General features: G+C 57.4%; 17 protein-coding genes. 6 read left to right on the top strand and 11 right to left on the bottom strand.

The features are described from left to right. Position 1: 1 nt before the first annotated feature. Positions 2–1,348 (bottom strand): bifunctional UDP-N-acetylglucosamine diphosphorylase/glucosamine-1-phosphate N-acetyltransferase GlmU, encoded by a 1,347-nt coding sequence (gene glmU, locus FQB27_RS11000; protein ID WP_169561097.1) that lies wholly within the window; start codon positions 1,346–1,348, stop codon positions 2–4. Positions 1,349–1,455: 107 nt separating this feature from the next. Between glmU and gph the strand changes: the two genes are divergently transcribed. Continuing rightward, positions 1,456–2,121, top strand: coding sequence for a phosphoglycolate phosphatase (gph, locus tag FQB27_RS10995; protein WP_169561096.1), 666 nt, complete (start codon positions 1,456–1,458; stop codon positions 2,119–2,121). Positions 2,122–2,130: 9 nt separating this feature from the next. Here gph and FQB27_RS10990 read toward each other — a convergent pair whose 3' ends face one another. Both FQB27_RS10990 and FQB27_RS10985 read right to left on the bottom strand, forming a co-directional pair. Then, positions 2,131–3,096 carry an alpha/beta hydrolase gene (locus FQB27_RS10990; RefSeq protein ID WP_169561095.1) on the bottom strand — a complete coding sequence of 322 codons (966 nt, stop codon included), beginning with the start codon at positions 3,094–3,096 and terminating at the stop codon, positions 2,131–2,133. Positions 3,097–3,287: 191 nt separating this feature from the next. Further along, the gene (locus FQB27_RS10985; RefSeq protein WP_169561094.1) at positions 3,288–4,088 is read right to left on the bottom strand and encodes a crotonase/enoyl-CoA hydratase family protein; all 801 of its coding nucleotides are present in this window, start codon (positions 4,086–4,088) and stop codon (positions 3,288–3,290) included. Between the two features lie 121 nt (positions 4,089–4,209). Between FQB27_RS10985 and FQB27_RS10980 the strand changes: the two genes are divergently transcribed. Together FQB27_RS10980 and FQB27_RS10975 are read left to right on the top strand one after the other, a co-directional pair. Next, complete coding sequence (locus FQB27_RS10980) at positions 4,210–5,460, top strand: D-amino acid dehydrogenase (RefSeq protein ID WP_169561093.1); 1,251 nt, start codon at positions 4,210–4,212, stop codon at positions 5,458–5,460. A gap of 54 nt (positions 5,461–5,514) precedes the next feature. Continuing rightward, positions 5,515–6,405 carry a DMT family transporter gene (locus tag FQB27_RS10975; RefSeq protein WP_169561092.1) on the top strand — a complete coding sequence of 297 codons (891 nt, stop codon included), beginning with the start codon at positions 5,515–5,517 and terminating at the stop codon, positions 6,403–6,405. A 34-nt stretch (positions 6,406–6,439) separates the two neighbouring features. Here FQB27_RS10975 and FQB27_RS10970 read toward each other — a convergent pair whose 3' ends face one another. After that, positions 6,440–7,312, bottom strand: coding sequence for a nitrilase-related carbon-nitrogen hydrolase (locus tag FQB27_RS10970; protein WP_169561091.1), 873 nt, complete (start codon positions 7,310–7,312; stop codon positions 6,440–6,442). Positions 7,313–7,516: 204 nt separating this feature from the next. On the opposite strand from FQB27_RS10970, the gene hydA reads away from it, so the two are divergent. Next, entirely contained in the window at positions 7,517–8,974 is a 1,458-nt protein-coding gene (gene hydA, locus FQB27_RS10965) for a dihydropyrimidinase (protein WP_169561090.1), read from the top strand. A 76-nt stretch (positions 8,975–9,050) separates the two neighbouring features. Here hydA and FQB27_RS10960 read toward each other — a convergent pair whose 3' ends face one another. Beyond that, entirely contained in the window at positions 9,051–9,797 is a 747-nt protein-coding gene (locus FQB27_RS10960; RefSeq protein ID WP_169561089.1) for a substrate-binding periplasmic protein, read from the bottom strand. On the opposite strand from FQB27_RS10960, the gene FQB27_RS10955 reads away from it, so the two are divergent. Next, positions 9,796–10,467, top strand: coding sequence for an RNA polymerase sigma factor (locus FQB27_RS10955; RefSeq protein WP_206374577.1), 672 nt, complete (start codon positions 9,796–9,798; stop codon positions 10,465–10,467). The genes FQB27_RS10960 and FQB27_RS10955 overlap by 2 nt on opposite strands. Continuing rightward, positions 10,454–11,257 (top strand): anti-sigma factor family protein, encoded by an 804-nt coding sequence (locus tag FQB27_RS10950; RefSeq protein ID WP_169561088.1) that lies wholly within the window; start codon positions 10,454–10,456, stop codon positions 11,255–11,257. Before FQB27_RS10955 ends, FQB27_RS10950 begins: the two co-directional genes overlap by 14 nt. A gap of 48 nt (positions 11,258–11,305) precedes the next feature. Here FQB27_RS10950 and FQB27_RS10945 read toward each other — a convergent pair whose 3' ends face one another. From FQB27_RS10945 to FQB27_RS10920, 6 genes are all read right to left on the bottom strand, one after another. Further along, positions 11,306–11,626 carry a hypothetical protein gene (locus FQB27_RS10945; RefSeq protein WP_206374574.1) on the bottom strand — a complete coding sequence of 107 codons (321 nt, stop codon included), beginning with the start codon at positions 11,624–11,626 and terminating at the stop codon, positions 11,306–11,308. A gap of 73 nt (positions 11,627–11,699) precedes the next feature. Continuing rightward, the gene (locus FQB27_RS10940) at positions 11,700–13,010 is read right to left on the bottom strand and encodes a sulfite oxidase (RefSeq protein WP_169561086.1); all 1,311 of its coding nucleotides are present in this window, start codon (positions 13,008–13,010) and stop codon (positions 11,700–11,702) included. Positions 13,011–13,321: 311 nt separating this feature from the next. Beyond that, positions 13,322–14,317 (bottom strand): ABC transporter substrate-binding protein, encoded by a 996-nt coding sequence (locus tag FQB27_RS10935; protein WP_169561085.1) that lies wholly within the window; start codon positions 14,315–14,317, stop codon positions 13,322–13,324. A gap of 96 nt (positions 14,318–14,413) precedes the next feature. After that, a complete protein-coding gene (locus tag FQB27_RS10930; protein ID WP_206374572.1) occupies positions 14,414–15,547 on the bottom strand; it encodes an ABC transporter permease in 1,134 nt (377 codons plus the stop codon). Further along, a complete protein-coding gene (locus FQB27_RS10925; RefSeq protein ID WP_206374570.1) occupies positions 15,544–16,464 on the bottom strand; it encodes an ABC transporter permease in 921 nt (306 codons plus the stop codon). The genes FQB27_RS10930 and FQB27_RS10925 overlap by 4 nt, the downstream gene beginning before the upstream one ends. Further along, positions 16,454–17,284: an ABC transporter ATP-binding protein gene (locus FQB27_RS10920; RefSeq protein ID WP_206374568.1), complete on the bottom strand. Its 831-nt coding sequence runs from the start codon at positions 17,282–17,284 to the stop codon at positions 16,454–16,456. Before FQB27_RS10920 ends, FQB27_RS10925 begins: the two co-directional genes overlap by 11 nt. Positions 17,285–17,324: the final 40 nt, after the last annotated feature.

Raw genomic sequence — 17,324 nt, 5'->3', positions numbered from 1 at the left:
TTCAGGACGTCTTGTTTTTCAGACGCAATTTCATTTTACGGAACCGCTCGGCCCAGCCCTGCTTGTGCACCTGCTCGGCCCGTACAAGGGCGAGGGCATCGGCCTCCACGTCCCGGGCAACCGTGCTGCCCGCCCCGACAATGGCACCGTCACCGATCACAACCGGCGCCACAAGCGCGGTGTTGGAGCCGATAAAAGCGCCTTTTCCGATATCAGTCCGGTATTTGTCGTAACCGTCGTAATTACAGGTAATGGTGCCCGCGCCAATATTGGCCTCGGCCCCCACACGGGCATCCCCGATATAGGAAAGATGGCTCACCTTAGCCCCCTTCTCCAGATCGGATTTCTTGATCTCGACAAAATTACCGATTTTCACATCTTCGGCCAGAACCGCGCCGGGACGCAGCCGGGCAAAGGGGCCAACCTGTGCACCGTTGCCGATGACGGCTCCCTCGATATGGGAATGGGCCTTGATACGCACCCCGTCGCCCACAACGACACCCGGCCCGAACACCACATTGGGCTCAATCACCACATCCCGGCCAAGACGGGTATCGTGGGACAGGAACACACTGGCCGGATCAATCAGGGTTGCCCCGCCCATCATGGCGCTCACTCTCCAGCGCTTCTGGACGACGGCTTCCGCCTCCGCCAGTTGAACGCGGTTGTTGACGCCCAGCAATTCTTCCTCGTCCCCCATGGCGACCTTGCAGGTCAGCCCCTTGGCCTTGGCGATTTCAACGATGCTGGTCAGGTAATATTCATTCTTGGCGTTGTTGTTGTCGATGCTTGTAATCAGGTCTTTCAGGTGACGGCCGCGAATGGCCATGACACCGGAATTGCAAATGCGGATCGCCCGTTCCGCTTCGCTGGCATCGGCATATTCAACAATGGCGTCCAGAGTACCATCCTCTGCCACCACAAGGCGCCCGTATTCCGCCGGGTCTTCCGGCTCGAACCCCAGAATGACAGCAGCGGTATTGTCATCGCCTTCAAGGCCTGCGGCCATGTCCTGCAATGTTTCCAGCGTGATCAGCGGGCAATCCCCGAACAGGACCAGAACGGACCCGTCAAACCCTTCAAGGGCCGGCAACGCGGCGGCAACGGCGCTTCCCGTGCCAAGTGCCTCTGGCTGGATCGCGGTTTCCGCCGGGGCCACTTCGGCCCGGACATCGTCCATATGAGGAGCAACGACCACAATCTTGCGGGCAGGCTGCATCTCGTCAACCGTGGACAGAAGATGGGAAATCATGGGCCGCCCGGCAATCTGATGGAGCACCTTGGCTTTGCTGGACTTCATCCGGGTTCCTGCCCCGGCGGCCAGAATTATCGCTGCAATTGTCGTCATTTAACTCTGTTACATTCACTCATTTGAACGGAATTTATCGGTTGCATGCACTCTTGCATAGTGATTACTCTTCCCCAAATCAAACAATGTTTCTGGATTTTACAACGATGCCTGGATTACGCGTTCTTTTTGACCTTGACGGAACCCTTCTGGATACAGCGCCGGACCTGCACGGGACCCTGAATTACTGCCTTGCCTCTGCGGGTCGGGATACTGTCACCCTTGAAAGTGTCAAACATATGGTCGGACAGGGTGCCCGTGTCCTTCTGGAGCGCGGATTGATCGCAACAGGGGGCCTTCCATCCAGCGCGGCCTTTGAAGAACTTGTCGATCTTTTTTTCGCCCATTACGAACACCATCTGTCCGACCACAGCGTCCCCTATCCCGGCATGATCGACTGCCTAAACCGGCTTCGGGATATGAATTGCCAGATGGGGGTTTGCACCAACAAACCGATCGGCTTTGCCCGCCGCATCATCGAGGATTTCTCGCTGACCCCGTATTTTCCGGTAATGACCGGCGGGGACAGCTTTGATGTGAAGAAGCCGGACCCCGGCCATATCCATAAAACCCTTGCCCTGTTTGCCTCAGGCACCGGGAAGGCCGTCATGATCGGCGACACCCATAACGATATCGACGCCGCCAATGCCGCCGGAATTGGCAGTGTTGCCGTCTCGTTCGGCTACTCGGAAGGTCCGGCCCACCAGTTGGGGGCCCAGCACACCATTGATCATTTTGACGAGTTGATCCCGATCCTTGAAAAACTGGCCTGACGGCCTGCCCTAGTCGTCAGGAAATAACGGCAGGGTCGCAACCCGCTTCCCGGATGGAAGGGTCCGGCTTGCGATCCAGCTTTCAATATCCCGCCAGACCACTTCCGCCTGCAAGTCCCGCAGCAACAGGTGCCACCCCTGCTCATAGAGGACAACATCGGCCCCTTCGGGCAGGCGGGCAACCACATCCTCAACCGGATGCCGGGGAATGACCTCGTCATTGGCCCCATACAGCACAAGAATATCCGGCTCCAACTCCGCCGCCACGTCATAGGCCCGGTCCATCAACCCCACCACCCCGTACATGGCATCAAACCGGGTTTCCTTGATAAACAGGGGATCAGCCCCCAGCCCCCGCAACATGGGAATATTGTCAGACGCCTGAATGCCCAGCCCCTGCCCGGTTGCGGTCACTCCCGGCAGCAGATGCGCCGCCACCCAAAGCGAAACCTTGTAAAGCGGGTTCAGTGCCTGCCACCCCCAGACGGCCGGCGCCGACAGGATAATCCCATCCACATCAGGGAAGGCCTCGCCGGTCACTGCGGTCATGACCACGGCACCGCCCATACTCTCCCCCAGCAGGAAAACCGGTTTTTCCGGGTGATCGCGGCGTACCGCCGTAACCACTGCCGCCAGATCACGGGTCAGCAGGTCTTCGCCTGCCCAGATACCCCGGTTCAGGGTTTCCCCGAACCCCCGCTGATCATAGGCATAGGTGGAAATGCCGCGCCCCTGCCACCAGCTAGCGGGAAAGGTGAAGGCATTGCTGTAATCGTTAAATCCATGCACGGCGATGACAACGGCCCGCTCCTCCGGTGCCTTCCATACCCGAAGCGGCAGGCTGTATCCGTCAGCGGTGACAAACCGTTCGGCCAGCAACTGAGGGGCCTGAACCCCGTCACCGGCCTTCTGAACCACAGGCGAACAGGCAACCGCCACCAGACACAGCAAGAAAACCCGTACCGTCTTGAGCATGTTATCCCTCGTCTTTACCCATGAGTTGTTTCTGGTGGTGATGATGAAATCAGTTGACCGTCGTTTCAAGCCTTTCCTGCTTGTTTTCACCGAAAACACCCTTGGACAGCGGACACAAAAAAGCCCTCCCCGCCACGCGGCGAGAAGGGCTGGTATTTTCAGCGCCGGAGATCACCCCGGCAGGCCGTCGCTTATTTGCCCTTGAAAACGCCTGGACGTTTTTCAAAGAACGCGTTTACCGCCTCGGAATGATCCTCGGTGTAGTGGGCCAGCGCCTGCATGGAAGCAGACATTTCAAGCAGGCTGTCAAGGCGCATATGTTCGCCTTCCCGCATCAGCTTCTTGGACAGACGCAGGGCATGGGGCGGGTTCTTGGCAATGCGCTGCGCCAGTTCATTGGCAGCGGTCAGCAGATCGGCATCTTCCACCACCTGCGAGACAAGACCCCATTCCAGCGCGGTATCGGCATCAATGGCATCACCGGTAAAGGTCATTTCCGCGGCCCGGCTGCGCCCGACAGTGCGCGGCAGGAACCAGGCACCGCCATCGCCCGGAATAATCCCCAGCTTGACGAAACTTTCTGCAAACACGGCAGACTTTCCGGCAATACGGATATCGCACATGCAGGTCAGGTCGCAACCTGCGCCGATGGCCGGGCCATTGACCGCCGCAATGGTCGGGACTTCCAGATTGTAGAAAGCCAGCGGAATTTTCTGGATGCCGTGACGGTATCCCTGACGCAGTTCAACGGGAATACCGGCGAACAGGCCTTCCTTGTCGCGAAGATGCTTGACGTTACCGCCAGCGGAAAAGGCCTTGCCCTTGCCCGTCAGGATCACGCAGCGGACGGAATTGTCCTTGTTGATCCGATCGGCTGCATCCATGAACGCATCGAACAAAAGATCGTCAGACAGCGCGTTGCGCTCTTCCGGCCGATTGATTGTGAGGGTAACAATCGCATCATTTTGTTCATAAATCAGTGGTTCGGACATGATTTGTTCTTTCTTCTTATTGGTGATGAACGGTCTCGGCCCACAGTGTAAGAATTTTCGTTGTGCTTCCAATCATTATTTCGCTATTTTTCCGCACAAATATCCAGTCAGGATCGAAATTTTGAAAATTGCAGTGATCGGCGCCGGCGTTACAGGCGTGACAACAGCATACTCCCTTGCCCGGCGCGGACAGGACGTGACCGTGTTCGACCGCCAACCCGGCCCCGCCGAGGAAACCAGTTTCGCCAATGGCGGACAGATATCGGTCAGCCAACCCTTTCCCTGGTCCACCCCCCGGTTGCCGGGGCAGCTTGTCAGATGGCTGGGCCGCAAGGATGCGCCGCTGGTCCTGAAGCTGCAAAAAGACCCCTTCATGTGGCACTGGGCGATCCGGTTTCTGTGGTCCGGCCGGCGCCGGCCCTTCTATGACCATGCGGAAAAAATCCTGAAACTGGCCCTGCACAGCAAAACCTGCCTAAACGATATGGTCGCGCGGGAAGACATCGACTATTCCCGTCAAAATCGGGGTATCCTGAAACTGTTCACCGGGGAAAAAGCGGAACAGGAAGCCACGGAACGGCGCGACTGGCTACGCACTTTCGGGGTGGAACAGGCCCTGTTATCCCGCGAGGAGTGCATCCGCATTGAACCCGCCCTGACCGGCAGTGCATCGGGCTTTACCGGTGGTACGTTCAGCCCCATCGATGAAAGCGGGGATGCCCGGCACTTCACCCAAGCGCTGGCCGCCACCGCTGAGCGAATGGGCGTTGCCTTTCAATATGACTGCACCATCACCGGGCTGGAGAAAACCGCTACCGACATTACCGGCCTGTCCGCCAATGGCCAGTTCCATGCCTTCGACAAGGTTATCCTGTGCGGCGGTGCCTATAGTCGCCATCTGGCAAAGGAATGCGGCCTGTCCCTGCCGGTCTATCCGGTCAAGGGGTATTCTGTCAGCATCCCGGTTGAAGGCACCAATATTGCGCCGCTGACCAGCATAACGGACGAAACCAACCATGTGGTGATCAGCCGCCTTGGCGACCGTCTGCGGGCCGCTGGCACCGCCGAGATCAACGGGTATAACCGGACGGCCAATCCGGTGCGCGAGGATCTGGTGCTGAATTCCGTCATGAAGCTATTTCCCGATTGCGGCGACCCTGACCGGGCGGAACGGTGGTGCGGCCTTCGCCCCATGACCCCGGATTGCGTCCCCCTGATCGGCAAAACGCGCCTTGGCAACCTGTACACGAATACAGGGCATGGCGCGCTTGGCTGGACCCTGTCCGCAGGATCCGCCGATCTTGTCACGGCGCTTGTTCTGAACGAAACCCCGCCCCTTGCCCCGGAAGACTATTCGTCATTCCGATTTTGACAGCCGGTCGTTTTTCGCCCACTATCAAAATTCAACAACAACAGGGCATAAAAAATGTCTGCATCAGCGAACACGCAACCCCTTGCCTCCTCCTACCGGGGTATCTTCCTCTATTGCACGGCGGTTTTCCTGTTCGTTGTCATGGACAGCTTTGCGAAATACGCGGCGACGATCTATTCCCCCCTTCAGGTTGTGTGGGCGCGATACGCGTTTCACATGCTGCTGATGGTTCTTATTCTGGGGCCGACATTGCGCGGCAAGCTGGTCCGCACCGCCAACCTGAAACTTCAGGTCTTTCGGTCCATGCTGCTGCTGGGCGCGACCATCTGCTTTTTCACCGCCCTGAAATATATTCCCCTTGCCGATGCCGGGGCCATGGGCAGCACGGCCCCCCTGTTCGTCACGGTCATGTCTGTTTTGTTTCTGGGTGAAAAGGTCAGCTTCCGGCGGTGGACGGCGGTGCTGGTGGGATTTGCCGGGGCCCTGATTATCCTGCGCCCCGGTATGAGTGCCGTTCACCCGGCCATGTTCCTTGTTCTTGGCATGGCCGTTTTTTATTCATCCTACCAGATCACCACCCGCAAGCTGGCCGGGGTTGATCCGGCCCTGACCACCCTGTTCTATACGGCCCTTGTGGGAACGGTTGCCATGAGCTTTGTGCTGCCCAGCGTCTGGATCACACCGCCCGATCTGGAAGGCTGGCTGCTTCTTGGGGTGATCGGCCTGATTGGCGGGGTCAGCCACTTCATCATCATTCTGGCCTTTTCCTATTCCACCGCCTCGAATGTGGCGCCGTTCTCCTATACCCAACTGATCTGGACAGCGGTTTTCGGGTTTGCCATCTTCGGGGACTTCCCCGATGGCTACACCATTCTGGGCGCGATCATCATCGTTGGCAGCGGCCTCTATATTCTCTACCGGGAACGGGTCCGGCACAGCCACTAGGCCACAGTCACCACAGGACCGGTGAGACGCGCCCTCAGCTGACAGAATCGTCCGCAAGAGGGCGATAGGTCTCTGGCCTCCGGTCGCGGAAGAACTGCCAGTTATTACGGATTTCCCGGATCATCCCCATATCCATGTCGGCCACGACCAGTTCATCCTGATCCTCCGAGGCTTGGGCAATCAGTTCGCCCCGCGGATTGACGATATAGGATGAGCCGTAAAACTCGCCGATATTCCATGGTGCCTCGGTCCCGACACGGTTGGTCGCGCCGATATAGACCCCGTTGGCCACGGCCGATGCCGGCTGTTCCAACTCCCACAGATACTGGCTGACCCCTTTCACGGTGGCGGACGGATTGACGATATATTCCGCCCCGTTCAACGCCAGCGCCCGCCAACCTTCCGGGAAATGCCGGTCATAACAGATATAAACCCCCAGCTTGCAATAGGCGGTTTCGAATACCGGCCAGCCGGAATTGCCGGGCCGGAAAAAGAATTTCTCCCAGAACCCGGCCACCTGCGGAATGTGGGTTTTGCGGTATTTGCCAAGGTAAGTCCCGTCCGCATCGATCACCGCCGCCGTGTTGTAGTAAATCCCGGTCTTTTCCTCCTCATAGATCGGGACCACAATGACCATGTTATATTTGCGGGCATATTCCTTCATCAGGTTGACCGTTGGGCCGTCCGGCACCTTTTCGGCGGCGGCATACCATTTGGCATCCTGCGACGGGCAGAAATAGGGTTGGTTGAACACCTCCTGAAAAGAGAGAACCTGCACCCCCTGCCGCCCGGCCTCCTCGATATACGGAATATGGGCCTCGATCATCAAATCGCTGATCTCTTTTGGGGACATATCCGTATTCCCCTTCAGCCCAAGCTGGATCAAACCTGCCTTTACATGGGTCATGTGTCCCTCCCATCCCCTGTATTTCTGCGGAAAATAACTTTTTGACCATTTGGTCAGGATTTTATCTATCCTTTTTCAAAAGGCAAAGTTAAAATAGAAAAATATCATGTTCTCCAAAGAAGGGAACAGACCCGGAAAAACGCACCGGACACACAACCGGACAGCCGAACCGGACAACGCGATTACAACGAACAGGAGGTGGGAATGTCGATCCTTATTCGCGGCGGTACCGTCGTCACATCAGAAACCACATTTCGCAGCGACATCTATTGCGAGGATGGCGTGATCAAGGCCATCGGCGAAAACCTAGAGGCCCCGTCAGGTGCTGAAATTGTTGATGCCGGCGGACAATATGTGATGCCCGGCGGGATTGACCCCCACACCCATATGCAGCTTCCCTTCATGGGCACCGTCGCAACCGAGGATTTCTATACCGGCACGGCGGCGGCCCTTGCCGGGGGCACCACCCAGATCATCGACTTCGTCATTCCCGATCCCGAGGAACCGCTGATGGATGCCTACCACAAATGGCGGGGTTGGGCGGAAAAATCCGTATCGGACTACAGCTTTCATGTGGCCGTCACATGGTGGGATGAAACCGTCTCCCGCGATATGGGAATCCTGACGAAACAGGAAGGGGTCAATTCCTTCAAGCATTTCATGGCCTACAAGAATGCCATCATGGTGTCCGACGAAATGATGATGGCCAGCTTCCACCGCTGCCGTGAACTGGGGGCCATGGCCACCGTCCACGCGGAAAATGGCGAGATGGTCTATTATCTTCAGCAGGAAATGCTGAAAAACGGTATCACCGGTCCGGAAGGCCATCCCCAGTCCCGCCCGCCAGAGGTGGAGGGTGAGGCCGCCAACCGGGCCATCCGAACCGCGCAGGTCCTGCAAACACCGCTTTATATCGTTCATGTCTCCTGCAAGGAATCCCTTGAGGCCGTCACCCGTGCCCGCCTTGAAGGTCAGCGGGTCTTTGGCGAGGTGCTGGCCGGGCATCTGCTGATTGACGACAGCGTCTATTACAACGAGGATTTCGAGTATGCCGCCGCCCATGTGATGAGCCCGCCCTTCCGGCCCAAGGATCACCAGCGTGAATTGTGGCGTGGCCTGCAATCGGGCAACCTGCAAACCACTGCCACAGACCATTGCTGTTTCTGCGCCCCGCAAAAGGCCGCCGGGCGGGACGATTTCACCAAAATCCCCAACGGCACATCCGGGGTTGAGGATCGCATGGCCGTCCTGTGGCATCACGGCGTCAATCAGGGCAAGCTGACCCTGAATGAATTCGTCAAGGTGACCTCGACCAATGCGGCGCAGATTTTCAACATCCATCCCCGCAAAGGGTCCATCAGTGTGGGGGCGGATGCGGATATCGTTGTGTGGGACCCGGAAATGACCCGCACCATTTCCGCCAAGACCCATCACCAGAATATCGATTTCAACATTTTTGAGGGCATGGAAGTCAAGGGCAGCCCAAGCCACACCATCAGTCAGGGCAAGGTTGTCTATAAGGACGGCCAGCTCAATGTGGTGAAAGGCGCGGGCCGCTATATCAAGCGCCCCACATTCAACACCCATTTCGATGCCTTGAAAATCCGAAGGGAACTTACCAAACCGAAGAGCGTGAAACGGCCGCCCATGGCCGCTGAGTAAGTCCCTTCTTACTGCCCCCGTTTTTTAACGGGGGCTTTTTTTTGGAGAGGGGGAAGGCCACTGCCGTCTTTGCCGCTCAAAGGGGGCCGGTCAACCGATCGAACACCCCTTCCCGCTTCATTTCCCGGATCACCTGATCCAGCTTGGGCACCAGATATTCCAGATCCTTGTGCACATAATGGTAGACGGGCGTCCTGTTCAGCGGCGCCCCGTATTTTATGCCCTTGTCCGGGTAACTGGTTTCAATCATCGTCATAACCGACCCGTGGGTGGAAATTGCCACATCCACACTGCCGTTCACCAGACGCTCCAGCAGCCGGAACAGGGTTTCAGTGCGGACAACCTTGCGGCCCCGGGTTCCTTCTTCCGCCCAGACCGCCCCGTGAACAATACCGACCCGCAACCCTTCAAGCGCATCCCAGCTATCGACCTGCAAATCCTTTATAAAGAAAGCCCGCCCGGTAAATTCCGTGACTTCCGTCGGCACACGGCGCAGGTTGGGATAGCGCCGCGCCGCCTTGGCGACCCTGAAAATCTCGGCATCCAACTCCCCTGCGTTGGTCATGACCAGTGCCCGTTTGGAGGGCAGCAGCATAAATTCGGCCTCAATCCCGATCCGGTCATAAAGCTCCTGAATGCCCGGACGAATTCTCTCCTGCAAGGGCGATTCCCGGATCTGGCCAATCACAACGCCCGCCTTGTGTTCCTCGGCCTGTGCTGCGGGACCAAAAAGGGCGCCCCCGCACACGATAAGAAACGCGGCGACAAAAATACCGCCCCCCTGCATCTGTTGCCAGACTGCCTTCATAACATGCGCCCTCATGATAATATTATTTAATTATAAATATAGCGCGAAATACGGGTATGGCAAACCCCTCTATTCCCCTTCCCGCCTTCTGTTCTCTCCCTTGGGGCGGGATGTATTTCTTCTGGTCAAACCGGGTAATCTGTTATTATATCTGGGCATGTCCTTGCGCAAAAAAATACTACTGCTTCTGCCAGAGCTGAAGGCCTATGCCACTGCCTTGTCCAAGAACGGGGATCTGGCCGATGATCTGGCGCAGGAAGCCGTCAAGAACGCCCTGTCTGCGAAACGGGTGCCTGAGGATATCAGGGATTTGCGGCCGTGGATGTTTCGGATTATCCGCAACCTTTATATTGATGGATTGAGAAAAGATCGGGTGCGTTCGGAATATTCCAGCGATCAGGCACGTTTACTGTCTGAGTGTGAGCCTCACACGCCCACCGTGATCGAGGAAATCCTTGTACGGCAGGCATTGACCCAGGTCAGTGCCACAGATCGCGAGATCCTGTACCTGATTGATGTCCTCGGCCTGAAATATGCCGAAGCGGCGGTGGTTCTGGACATTCCACAAGGCACGGTAATGAGCCGGATCAGCCGGGCACGCCGGGCCATGCTGTCCCGGATCGAAGAGACAAATATTCGGCCCTTTGAGCCAAGAGTGAAGAGTAGCGGTAATGGCAATAACTGACACCGAATGGGAGCAATTGAACGCCTATCTGGACGGGGAACTGGACGAACAGTCCCACGTCGCCTTTGAACGGCTTTTGACGGTCCGTCCCGACCTTCGGATAGAACAAAAACGATTGCTGGCCCTGAAAACGGGGCTTGGTGCCATGGGCCGGATGGATATGGCCCCCATCCCGGAAGAACAACCATCCCGGCCACGGCAACCGTTCAGGGACAAGCTGCCTGTCCGGCCCTCCGTCCGGCGATGGGCCGCGGCGGTTCTGCTGGCCTCGGCAATCGGGGCATCGTGGCTTGTCTGGGATGGCATGATCGACACCGCCCCCCACAAGACCCCGGCGGATTACCACACGGCCTTTTCCGGCAAGACCTATCTGTTACCCGAAACCGGCCCCCGCCTGATGGTTTCCAGCGTTGGCAACACCCGGTTCACCATACCCGATCTTTATGCGTCGGCGCTGGTTCTGGCGGATGTGGTTCTGGACACGGAAGACGGACGGGATGTTGTGGCCATGCATTACCGGGGGCGCAACGGGTGTCAGCTGACCCTTGTCGCAGCGCAACAGCCCGGCGGCACCGATGCCCCCGCCTCGGCAACGCTGGCAGGCCTCAGAACGGCCGACTGGCGTCATGGGGAATTTACATTTCACATGATGGCATCGGGTATGGACCCGGAACGGTTTCAAACCATCCTTGATTATGCGAAAGAGGAAACCGGCCGCAATGCCGAACCGCTGGAGCCGCTTCGCATGGCCATGCAGGAGACTTACGCCAAATCCCGGCCTTGCGCCTAGCCTCAAAAAAAGGGCCCGGCACTTTCAAGGGTGGCCGGGCCATTTTTGTTACTTTCCGGGGAAATTCGGCCGGTCCGTATTATAATAGGTCGCAAGATAATCAATGATGATGGTGTAATCCGGCTCCTCGATCGGTTCCATCTCCTGCTCGTCCACCATCCATTCCAGCAAATCGATCCAGTCCTTCCGGGTCAATCCCTGCTGCGCCACGATCCGTTCTGAATGACAGGCCGTGCAATAGATAAAGGTTTCCTCAACGCCCGGCTTTTCCACCAGCACCCCGAATTCCGGCTCGTCATCGGCCAGGCCGGGGCTGACATGGGCGACGGCCAACAGGCCTGCGGCAAATGCAGTTGCGAAAATTTTCACTATTCCATACTCCAAACAATACAAGGAAGGGCGGTGATCCATGACCACCGCCCGATATAAAATAAACTTTTGATTATGCGTAACGGACCGCGACGCGGTGCATGCTGTTATTCAGGTACCCTTTCGGGTTCCAGTTGATGGCATGCGGTTGGGCTTCGCCCTGATCGTCGGTTGCCCGCGCCCAGATTTCGTAATAGCCCTTGACCGGCAGCTTGACCGCCGCCCGCCAGTTCTGCCACGCCCCGGAATTCACCGGTGCATCCAGTTCGGCCTTTTGCCAGGTGGCACCGAAATCGATGGAGATATCCACGGCGGAAATCGCCCGGTCCCCGGACCAGGCATGACCGCGAACCTCGATATCCCCTTCGGCCACGGACGCATTTGTTGCCGGGGCAGTAATCAGGGATTTCACCGGCATTCTTTCGATAATGTCGAAATCCTTCTTGTCCACCTTCTCGCCGGGTTCAACCGGATGGTTCGGGACACGATAGGACGTACCGGTCATTTTCGGACCATCATGCACGATATCGCGCAGGTAAATGCGGGTCAGCCATTTCTGGGAACAGGAACCCGGCCAGCCCGGAACAACCAGACGCAGCGGCGCCCCGTTCATGGGGTGAAGGGCCTCGCCGTTCATCTCGAACGCAATCAGGATGTCATCGGTCAGGGCTTTCTCGATCGGCATACCGCGGGAAATGGGCAGCTTGCCTTCCGCCATGGAAAGGTGCATGTCCGCCCCTTCATGGGCTGTATAGATCGCTTCGTCCTTGACACCGGCGGCTTCCAGAACGTCTTTCAGGCGCACCCCTGTCCAGTTGGAACAGGCCACCGCGCCATAGGTCCACTGGTTACCCTTCGCCGGAGGATTGAAGAACGCCCGGCCGTTGCCGCCGCATTCAATGGTCAGGGCCATGGTGACAACTTCAAACTTGGACTTGAGGTCGGCAATGGTCAGTTCCAGCGGTGTATCCACCAGACCATCGATGGTCAGTTTCCAGCTATCCGGGTCAACCTGCTCCGGCGGAATACCGTTATTCCGGATGAAGTGACGGTTGGTCGGGGTGATGGCATCGTCCAGCAGATGCGGCGGGGTTTCCGCGTTCACCGGCCGGTCATTGAGCAATGTCAGACCATCCTTGCCAGCAAGCGGGCCTGCCTCATCGGCAAGGGCCACCGGGATCAGGCCGGACGGGAAATTCCGATGGAACGGAATGGACGCCCCCAGAAGCCCGCCAAGGGCCGCAAGACCGGCCCCTTTCAGAAAGCCGCGGCGATCCTTGTACGGAACCCGGCCAAGGAAATCAAGGTCGGCCTGTGCCGGGTCCTTTTCATAAGCCTCAAAAAGGCTCTGATACTCTTCTGTGCTGTTTGGTTTTTTCTGCATGTCGCTCCCTCTCCTACACGAACGGTTCATGGCAAAATGCCGGTTTCAGGATTAACGGGTCAGCAACAACAATTATTCCCTGCCCCGTTTTTTTATGCCGTCTGTGGGTGATCAACCCCTTGATCCCCCCGTTTTCCCCGGCAAAAAACAAACGGCATTACGCGGCACCATGAACCGGGACTTCCCCTAAAAGGCTGGATCAGGAATTCTGAAAGTCCACCCCCCGCCGATCCCTAATCCCCCATTGGCACAAAAAAAAGGGAGTGCCGAGACACTCCCTTTTCTTCTTCATTTTCGGATCAGGGCAGGCCTTACATGCCCATCCCCATATCCCAGATTTCCTGGGTAAAGGCACCAACCGGCTCCTTGCTGATGACGGGGGCGGACTTCCCGGTCAGCAATGTCTTGACTGTCCGCTCATAGGCAGCTTCGTCAAGACGGCCCAGTTTTTCCGTTGAAATCAGCTTGGCGATTTCACTCATCATCCGCCGCTGGTGTTTCTCGGTCTGGGCGCCTGTCGCGTCATTTTCCAGCACGATATCCGCGGCCTCATCGGTGTTTTCAACGGCATATTTCCAGCCCTTCAGCGAGGCTTTGACAAAGCGCGCCAGCTTGTCCTTCATATCGTCTTTCTTCAGGCTGCTTTCGAGGACATAAAGACCATCCTCAAGTGTGGCAACGCCCTGATCCTCATATTTGAAGATCTGCAATTCTTCGGGCGTCAGGCCTGCATCGATCACCTGCCAATATTCGTTATAGGTCATCGTTGATACGCAAGCGGCCTGTTTCTGCAGCAGGGGATCAACGTTAAAGCCCTGCTTCAGCACCGTAATATCCGCGCCGGCCCCGTCGGTTTTCAGGTCCAGCTTGTCCATCCAGGACAGGAACGGATATTCATTACCGTAAAACCACACCCCGAGGGTCTTGCCCTTGAAGTCATCCGGGCTGCTGATCCCCATGTCCTTGCGACAGGTCAGCATCATGCCGGATTTTGAGAAAACCTGAGAGATATTGACGAGAGGAACCCCCTTTTCCCGTGTCGCCAATGCGGAGGGCATCCAGTCGATAATGACATCGGCACCGCCCCCGGCCAGCACCTGCGCCGGCGCCACATCGGGCCCGCCCGGCTTGATGGTGACATCCAGCCCCACCTCGTCATAGAACCCCTTGTCCTTTGCCACGTAATAGCCCGCAAACTGGGCCTGTGTGACCCATTTCAGTTGCAGGGTCAATGAATCCGCGGCCTGGGCTGTAACCGCCGCCATACTCATCAGAGCAGCCGATGCCAATAGGCTGAGTTTTTTCATTTTACCTCTCCTCTCCTGTCAGACGTATCATTTATTCGTAATTGTTTCTTCCCTTAGATATTTCTACTTTATTTTTTTATAATTTCCCAGCGGGATTTACGTTTTACCCCGATAGGACGGATGCCAGAATGTCAGGCTCCGCTCAATCAGGGCAATGCCCCCATAAAACAGGGAACCGGCCAGCGCCGCGACCGCGATGGTGGCCCAGACGATATCCACATTCATGCGCCCAACCTCGGTTGAAATGCGGAACCCCATCCCGACAATCGGCGTGCCGAAAAACTCCGCCACGATGGCCCCGATCAACGCCAGCGTGGAGTTGATTTTCAAGGCATTGAAGATAAACGGCAGGGCGTTCGGCAACCGCACGAACAGCAAGGTCTGGAAATAGGACGCCGCGTAGGATCGCATCAGATCCTTTTCCAGATGGCTGGTCGCCTCCAGCCCGGCCAGCGTGTTGACCAACATGGGAAAGAAGGTCATCACCACAATAACCGCCGCCTTGGACTGCCAGTCAAACCCGAACCACATGACCATGATCGGTGCAATCCCCACAATGGGAATGGCACTGACAAGCGAGCCCAGCGGTAACAAGCCTCGTTGCATGAAGGGTATCCGGTCCACCAGAATGGCCACCAGAAACCCGGCGCCGCAGCCCATGACAAAGCCGCTAAGAACCGACTTGACGAAGGTCTGGTAGAAATCCGCCGCCAGAATATCCAGATGCCCGGCAAAGGCCACCGCAATCTGCACCGGGCTTGGAAGCAGGACCGACGGCACCTGAAAACCGGTGGTCACCACCTGCCAGACATAGATCAGCCACATCCCGAACAGGGCGGGCACCAACAGGGACAGCGCCCGTTTTCCTGTCGCATTTCGCGACAAAAGGTCCATGGCCCGCCACGCATAAAGCCCAAGGGCCAGCAAATACAGCCAGAGGCCCGGTCCCGCCGTACCTTGCTCATATGCAGGATCGATCAGCAGCAACAACCCGGCCGCCCCCAAAATCACCCCCAGCGACACCAAAAGCGCCCCCGCCGGGCCATCCGTGCCCCGCCATTGATGAAAAAGGGCAATGGAGACACCGATCAACCCCAGGATCAGTGCCCCCATCTCCCCGGTCCAGAACAGTCTTCCCCCCTCTCCTGAACCGACAGGCAGTGTGAAGGACACCAGCGCCAACACCAGAAAGCCGCTTAATGTCCAGTCCCGTTTCAAAAACCCGATCATGTGCCATACCCCATCTTTTTCATGACCAGCCTTTCAATGACGGACACCAGAAATACCAGCAACATCCCCAGTACCGAGGCCACGATCAGCGCGGACCAAATCTGGATTGTCTGCCCGTAATAGGACCCGGCCAGCAAACGGGCACCAATCCCGGCAACCGCGCCGGTCGGCAACTCGCCCACGATGGCCCCGACCAGACTGATGGCAATGGCCACCTTCAAACTGGCAAACAGGAACGGAACAGACGCAGGCACTCTTAATTTCCAGAAAACCTGCGCCGTCGAGGCACTGTAGGTGCGCATCAGGTCAAGCTGCAACACATCCGGGGAGCGCAGCCCCTTGACCATGCCGATGGTGATCGGGAAAAAGCAGAGATACATGGAAATGATGGATTTCGGGATGGTTCCCGTCAGCCCCATATTGCCCAGCACCACAATGATCATGGGGGCGATGGCAAGGATGGGAATGGTCTGTGACGCGATCACCCACGGCATCAGGCTGCGATCCAGCGTCTGCACATGGACAATACCGACGGCCAGCATAATCCCCAAAAGCGCCCCGAACGCAAAGCCCAGCAGGGTGGCAGAGGTCGTCACCCACGCATGATAGACCAGACTGCGTTTCGAGGTGATTTTCTTCTGAAAGACCGTCTTGTTGATTTCCTCGGCAATCTGGTGGGGGGCTGGCAGGATGGGCCGTTCCATCGCCCACGCGTCCGACACCAGACGGCCCGCATCCCATTCCACATTGTTTCGTTCATACCCGGAAATCAGCACACTGGAATTCAGATACACCGCCCCCGCATACCAGATCGCACACAGGAACAGCAGAACCGTCAGGACCGGGATGGTTTTCCCCTGATAAAGTCGCGACCAGCCCCCCCCGCTGCTGGCTGGCAACACCGCCTCAGTCATCATAGGAATGCCCCGCACGGAGGCCCTCTCTCACCCGGTGGGCAATGGCCAGAAATTCCGGTGTTTCGCGGATATCCAGCTTGCGGTCCCGGGGAAGGTCGCAATCGATCACATCCATGATCTTTCCGGGCCGCGGCGACATGACCACAATCTTGGAGGACAGGAACACGGATTCCGGGATGGAGTGGGTGACAAAAATCACCGTTTTCCCGGTCTGGTCCCACAGCCGCAACAGTTGTTCATTCAGGTGGTCCCGCGTGATTTCATCCAGCGCCCCAAACGGCTCGTCCATCAACAGAAGGTCCGGCTCCACCGACAGGGCGCGGGCAATGGAAACCCGCTGCTGCATCCCGCCGGACAGTTGCCACGGGAACTTCTTCTCAAACCCTTCCAGATTGACCAGCGCCAGATTGTCCCGCGCCCGCCGCTCCTGCTCTGCCTTGTCCAGCCCCATGATTTCCAGCGGCAACATGACATTCTTGCGCACCGTCCGCCACGGATACAAGGCCGGGGCCTGAAACACATAGCCATAGGCCCGCTGTTCGCGGGCCTCTCTCGGGGTCATGCCATTGACGGAAATATGTCCGCCTGTCGGGGTTTCCAGATCGGCGATCACCCGCATCAGGGTTGTCTTGCCGCAACCGGACGGCCCGATAAATGAGACAAAATCACCGGCATTGACGGTCAGGTCCACATCCGACAGGGCGTGAACCGGCGCATCCGGTGTCTGAAAGACAAGATTAAGTTTTTCTATTTCTATGACCGGTTTTGCCGGTGCGGTCACCACACCTGTTCCGTCATCGGAACCGACTGCTCGATGCATCCCAACGCCTTACCCTGTTGAACTCGATTACTCTTCGGCA

Origin of the sequence: Sneathiella chinensis (assembly GCF_012720115.1) — a bacterium.
Taxonomy (GTDB): domain Bacteria; phylum Pseudomonadota; class Alphaproteobacteria; order Sneathiellales; family Sneathiellaceae; genus Sneathiella; species Sneathiella chinensis.
The sequence above is the reverse complement of the archived record's forward strand: the minus strand, read 5'-3'. Positions and strand labels throughout refer to the sequence as shown.

What these genes read in the sequence shown, in the direction of transcription:
- FQB27_RS10925 (WP_206374570.1), bottom strand. Translation starts at nt 16,464, where the DNA reads ATGATGACTGAGGCGGTGTTGCCAGCCAGCAGCGGGGGGGGCTGGTCG.
- FQB27_RS10920 (WP_206374568.1), bottom strand. Translation starts at nt 17,284, where the DNA reads ATGCATCGAGCAGTCGGTTCCGATGACGGAACAGGTGTGGTGACCGCA.
- FQB27_RS10975 (WP_169561092.1), top strand. Translation starts at nt 5,515, where the DNA reads ATGTCTGCATCAGCGAACACGCAACCCCTTGCCTCCTCCTACCGGGGT.
- gph (WP_169561096.1), top strand. Translation starts at nt 1,456, where the DNA reads ATGCCTGGATTACGCGTTCTTTTTGACCTTGACGGAACCCTTCTGGAT.
- FQB27_RS10990 (WP_169561095.1), bottom strand. Translation starts at nt 3,096, where the DNA reads ATGCTCAAGACGGTACGGGTTTTCTTGCTGTGTCTGGTGGCGGTTGCC.
- glmU (WP_169561097.1), bottom strand. Translation starts at nt 1,348, where the DNA reads ATGACGACAATTGCAGCGATAATTCTGGCCGCCGGGGCAGGAACCCGG.
- FQB27_RS10950 (WP_169561088.1), top strand. Translation starts at nt 10,454, where the DNA reads ATGGCAATAACTGACACCGAATGGGAGCAATTGAACGCCTATCTGGAC.
- FQB27_RS10940 (WP_169561086.1), bottom strand. Translation starts at nt 13,010, where the DNA reads ATGCAGAAAAAACCAAACAGCACAGAAGAGTATCAGAGCCTTTTTGAG.
- FQB27_RS10930 (WP_206374572.1), bottom strand. Translation starts at nt 15,547, where the DNA reads ATGATCGGGTTTTTGAAACGGGACTGGACATTAAGCGGCTTTCTGGTG.
- FQB27_RS10955 (WP_206374577.1), top strand. Translation starts at nt 9,796, where the DNA reads ATGATAATATTATTTAATTATAAATATAGCGCGAAATACGGGTATGGC.
- FQB27_RS10970 (WP_169561091.1), bottom strand. Translation starts at nt 7,312, where the DNA reads ATGACCCATGTAAAGGCAGGTTTGATCCAGCTTGGGCTGAAGGGGAAT.
- FQB27_RS10985 (WP_169561094.1), bottom strand. Translation starts at nt 4,088, where the DNA reads ATGTCCGAACCACTGATTTATGAACAAAATGATGCGATTGTTACCCTC.
- FQB27_RS10960 (WP_169561089.1), bottom strand. Translation starts at nt 9,797, where the DNA reads ATGAGGGCGCATGTTATGAAGGCAGTCTGGCAACAGATGCAGGGGGGC.
- FQB27_RS10935 (WP_169561085.1), bottom strand. Translation starts at nt 14,317, where the DNA reads ATGAAAAAACTCAGCCTATTGGCATCGGCTGCTCTGATGAGTATGGCG.
- hydA (WP_169561090.1), top strand. Translation starts at nt 7,517, where the DNA reads ATGTCGATCCTTATTCGCGGCGGTACCGTCGTCACATCAGAAACCACA.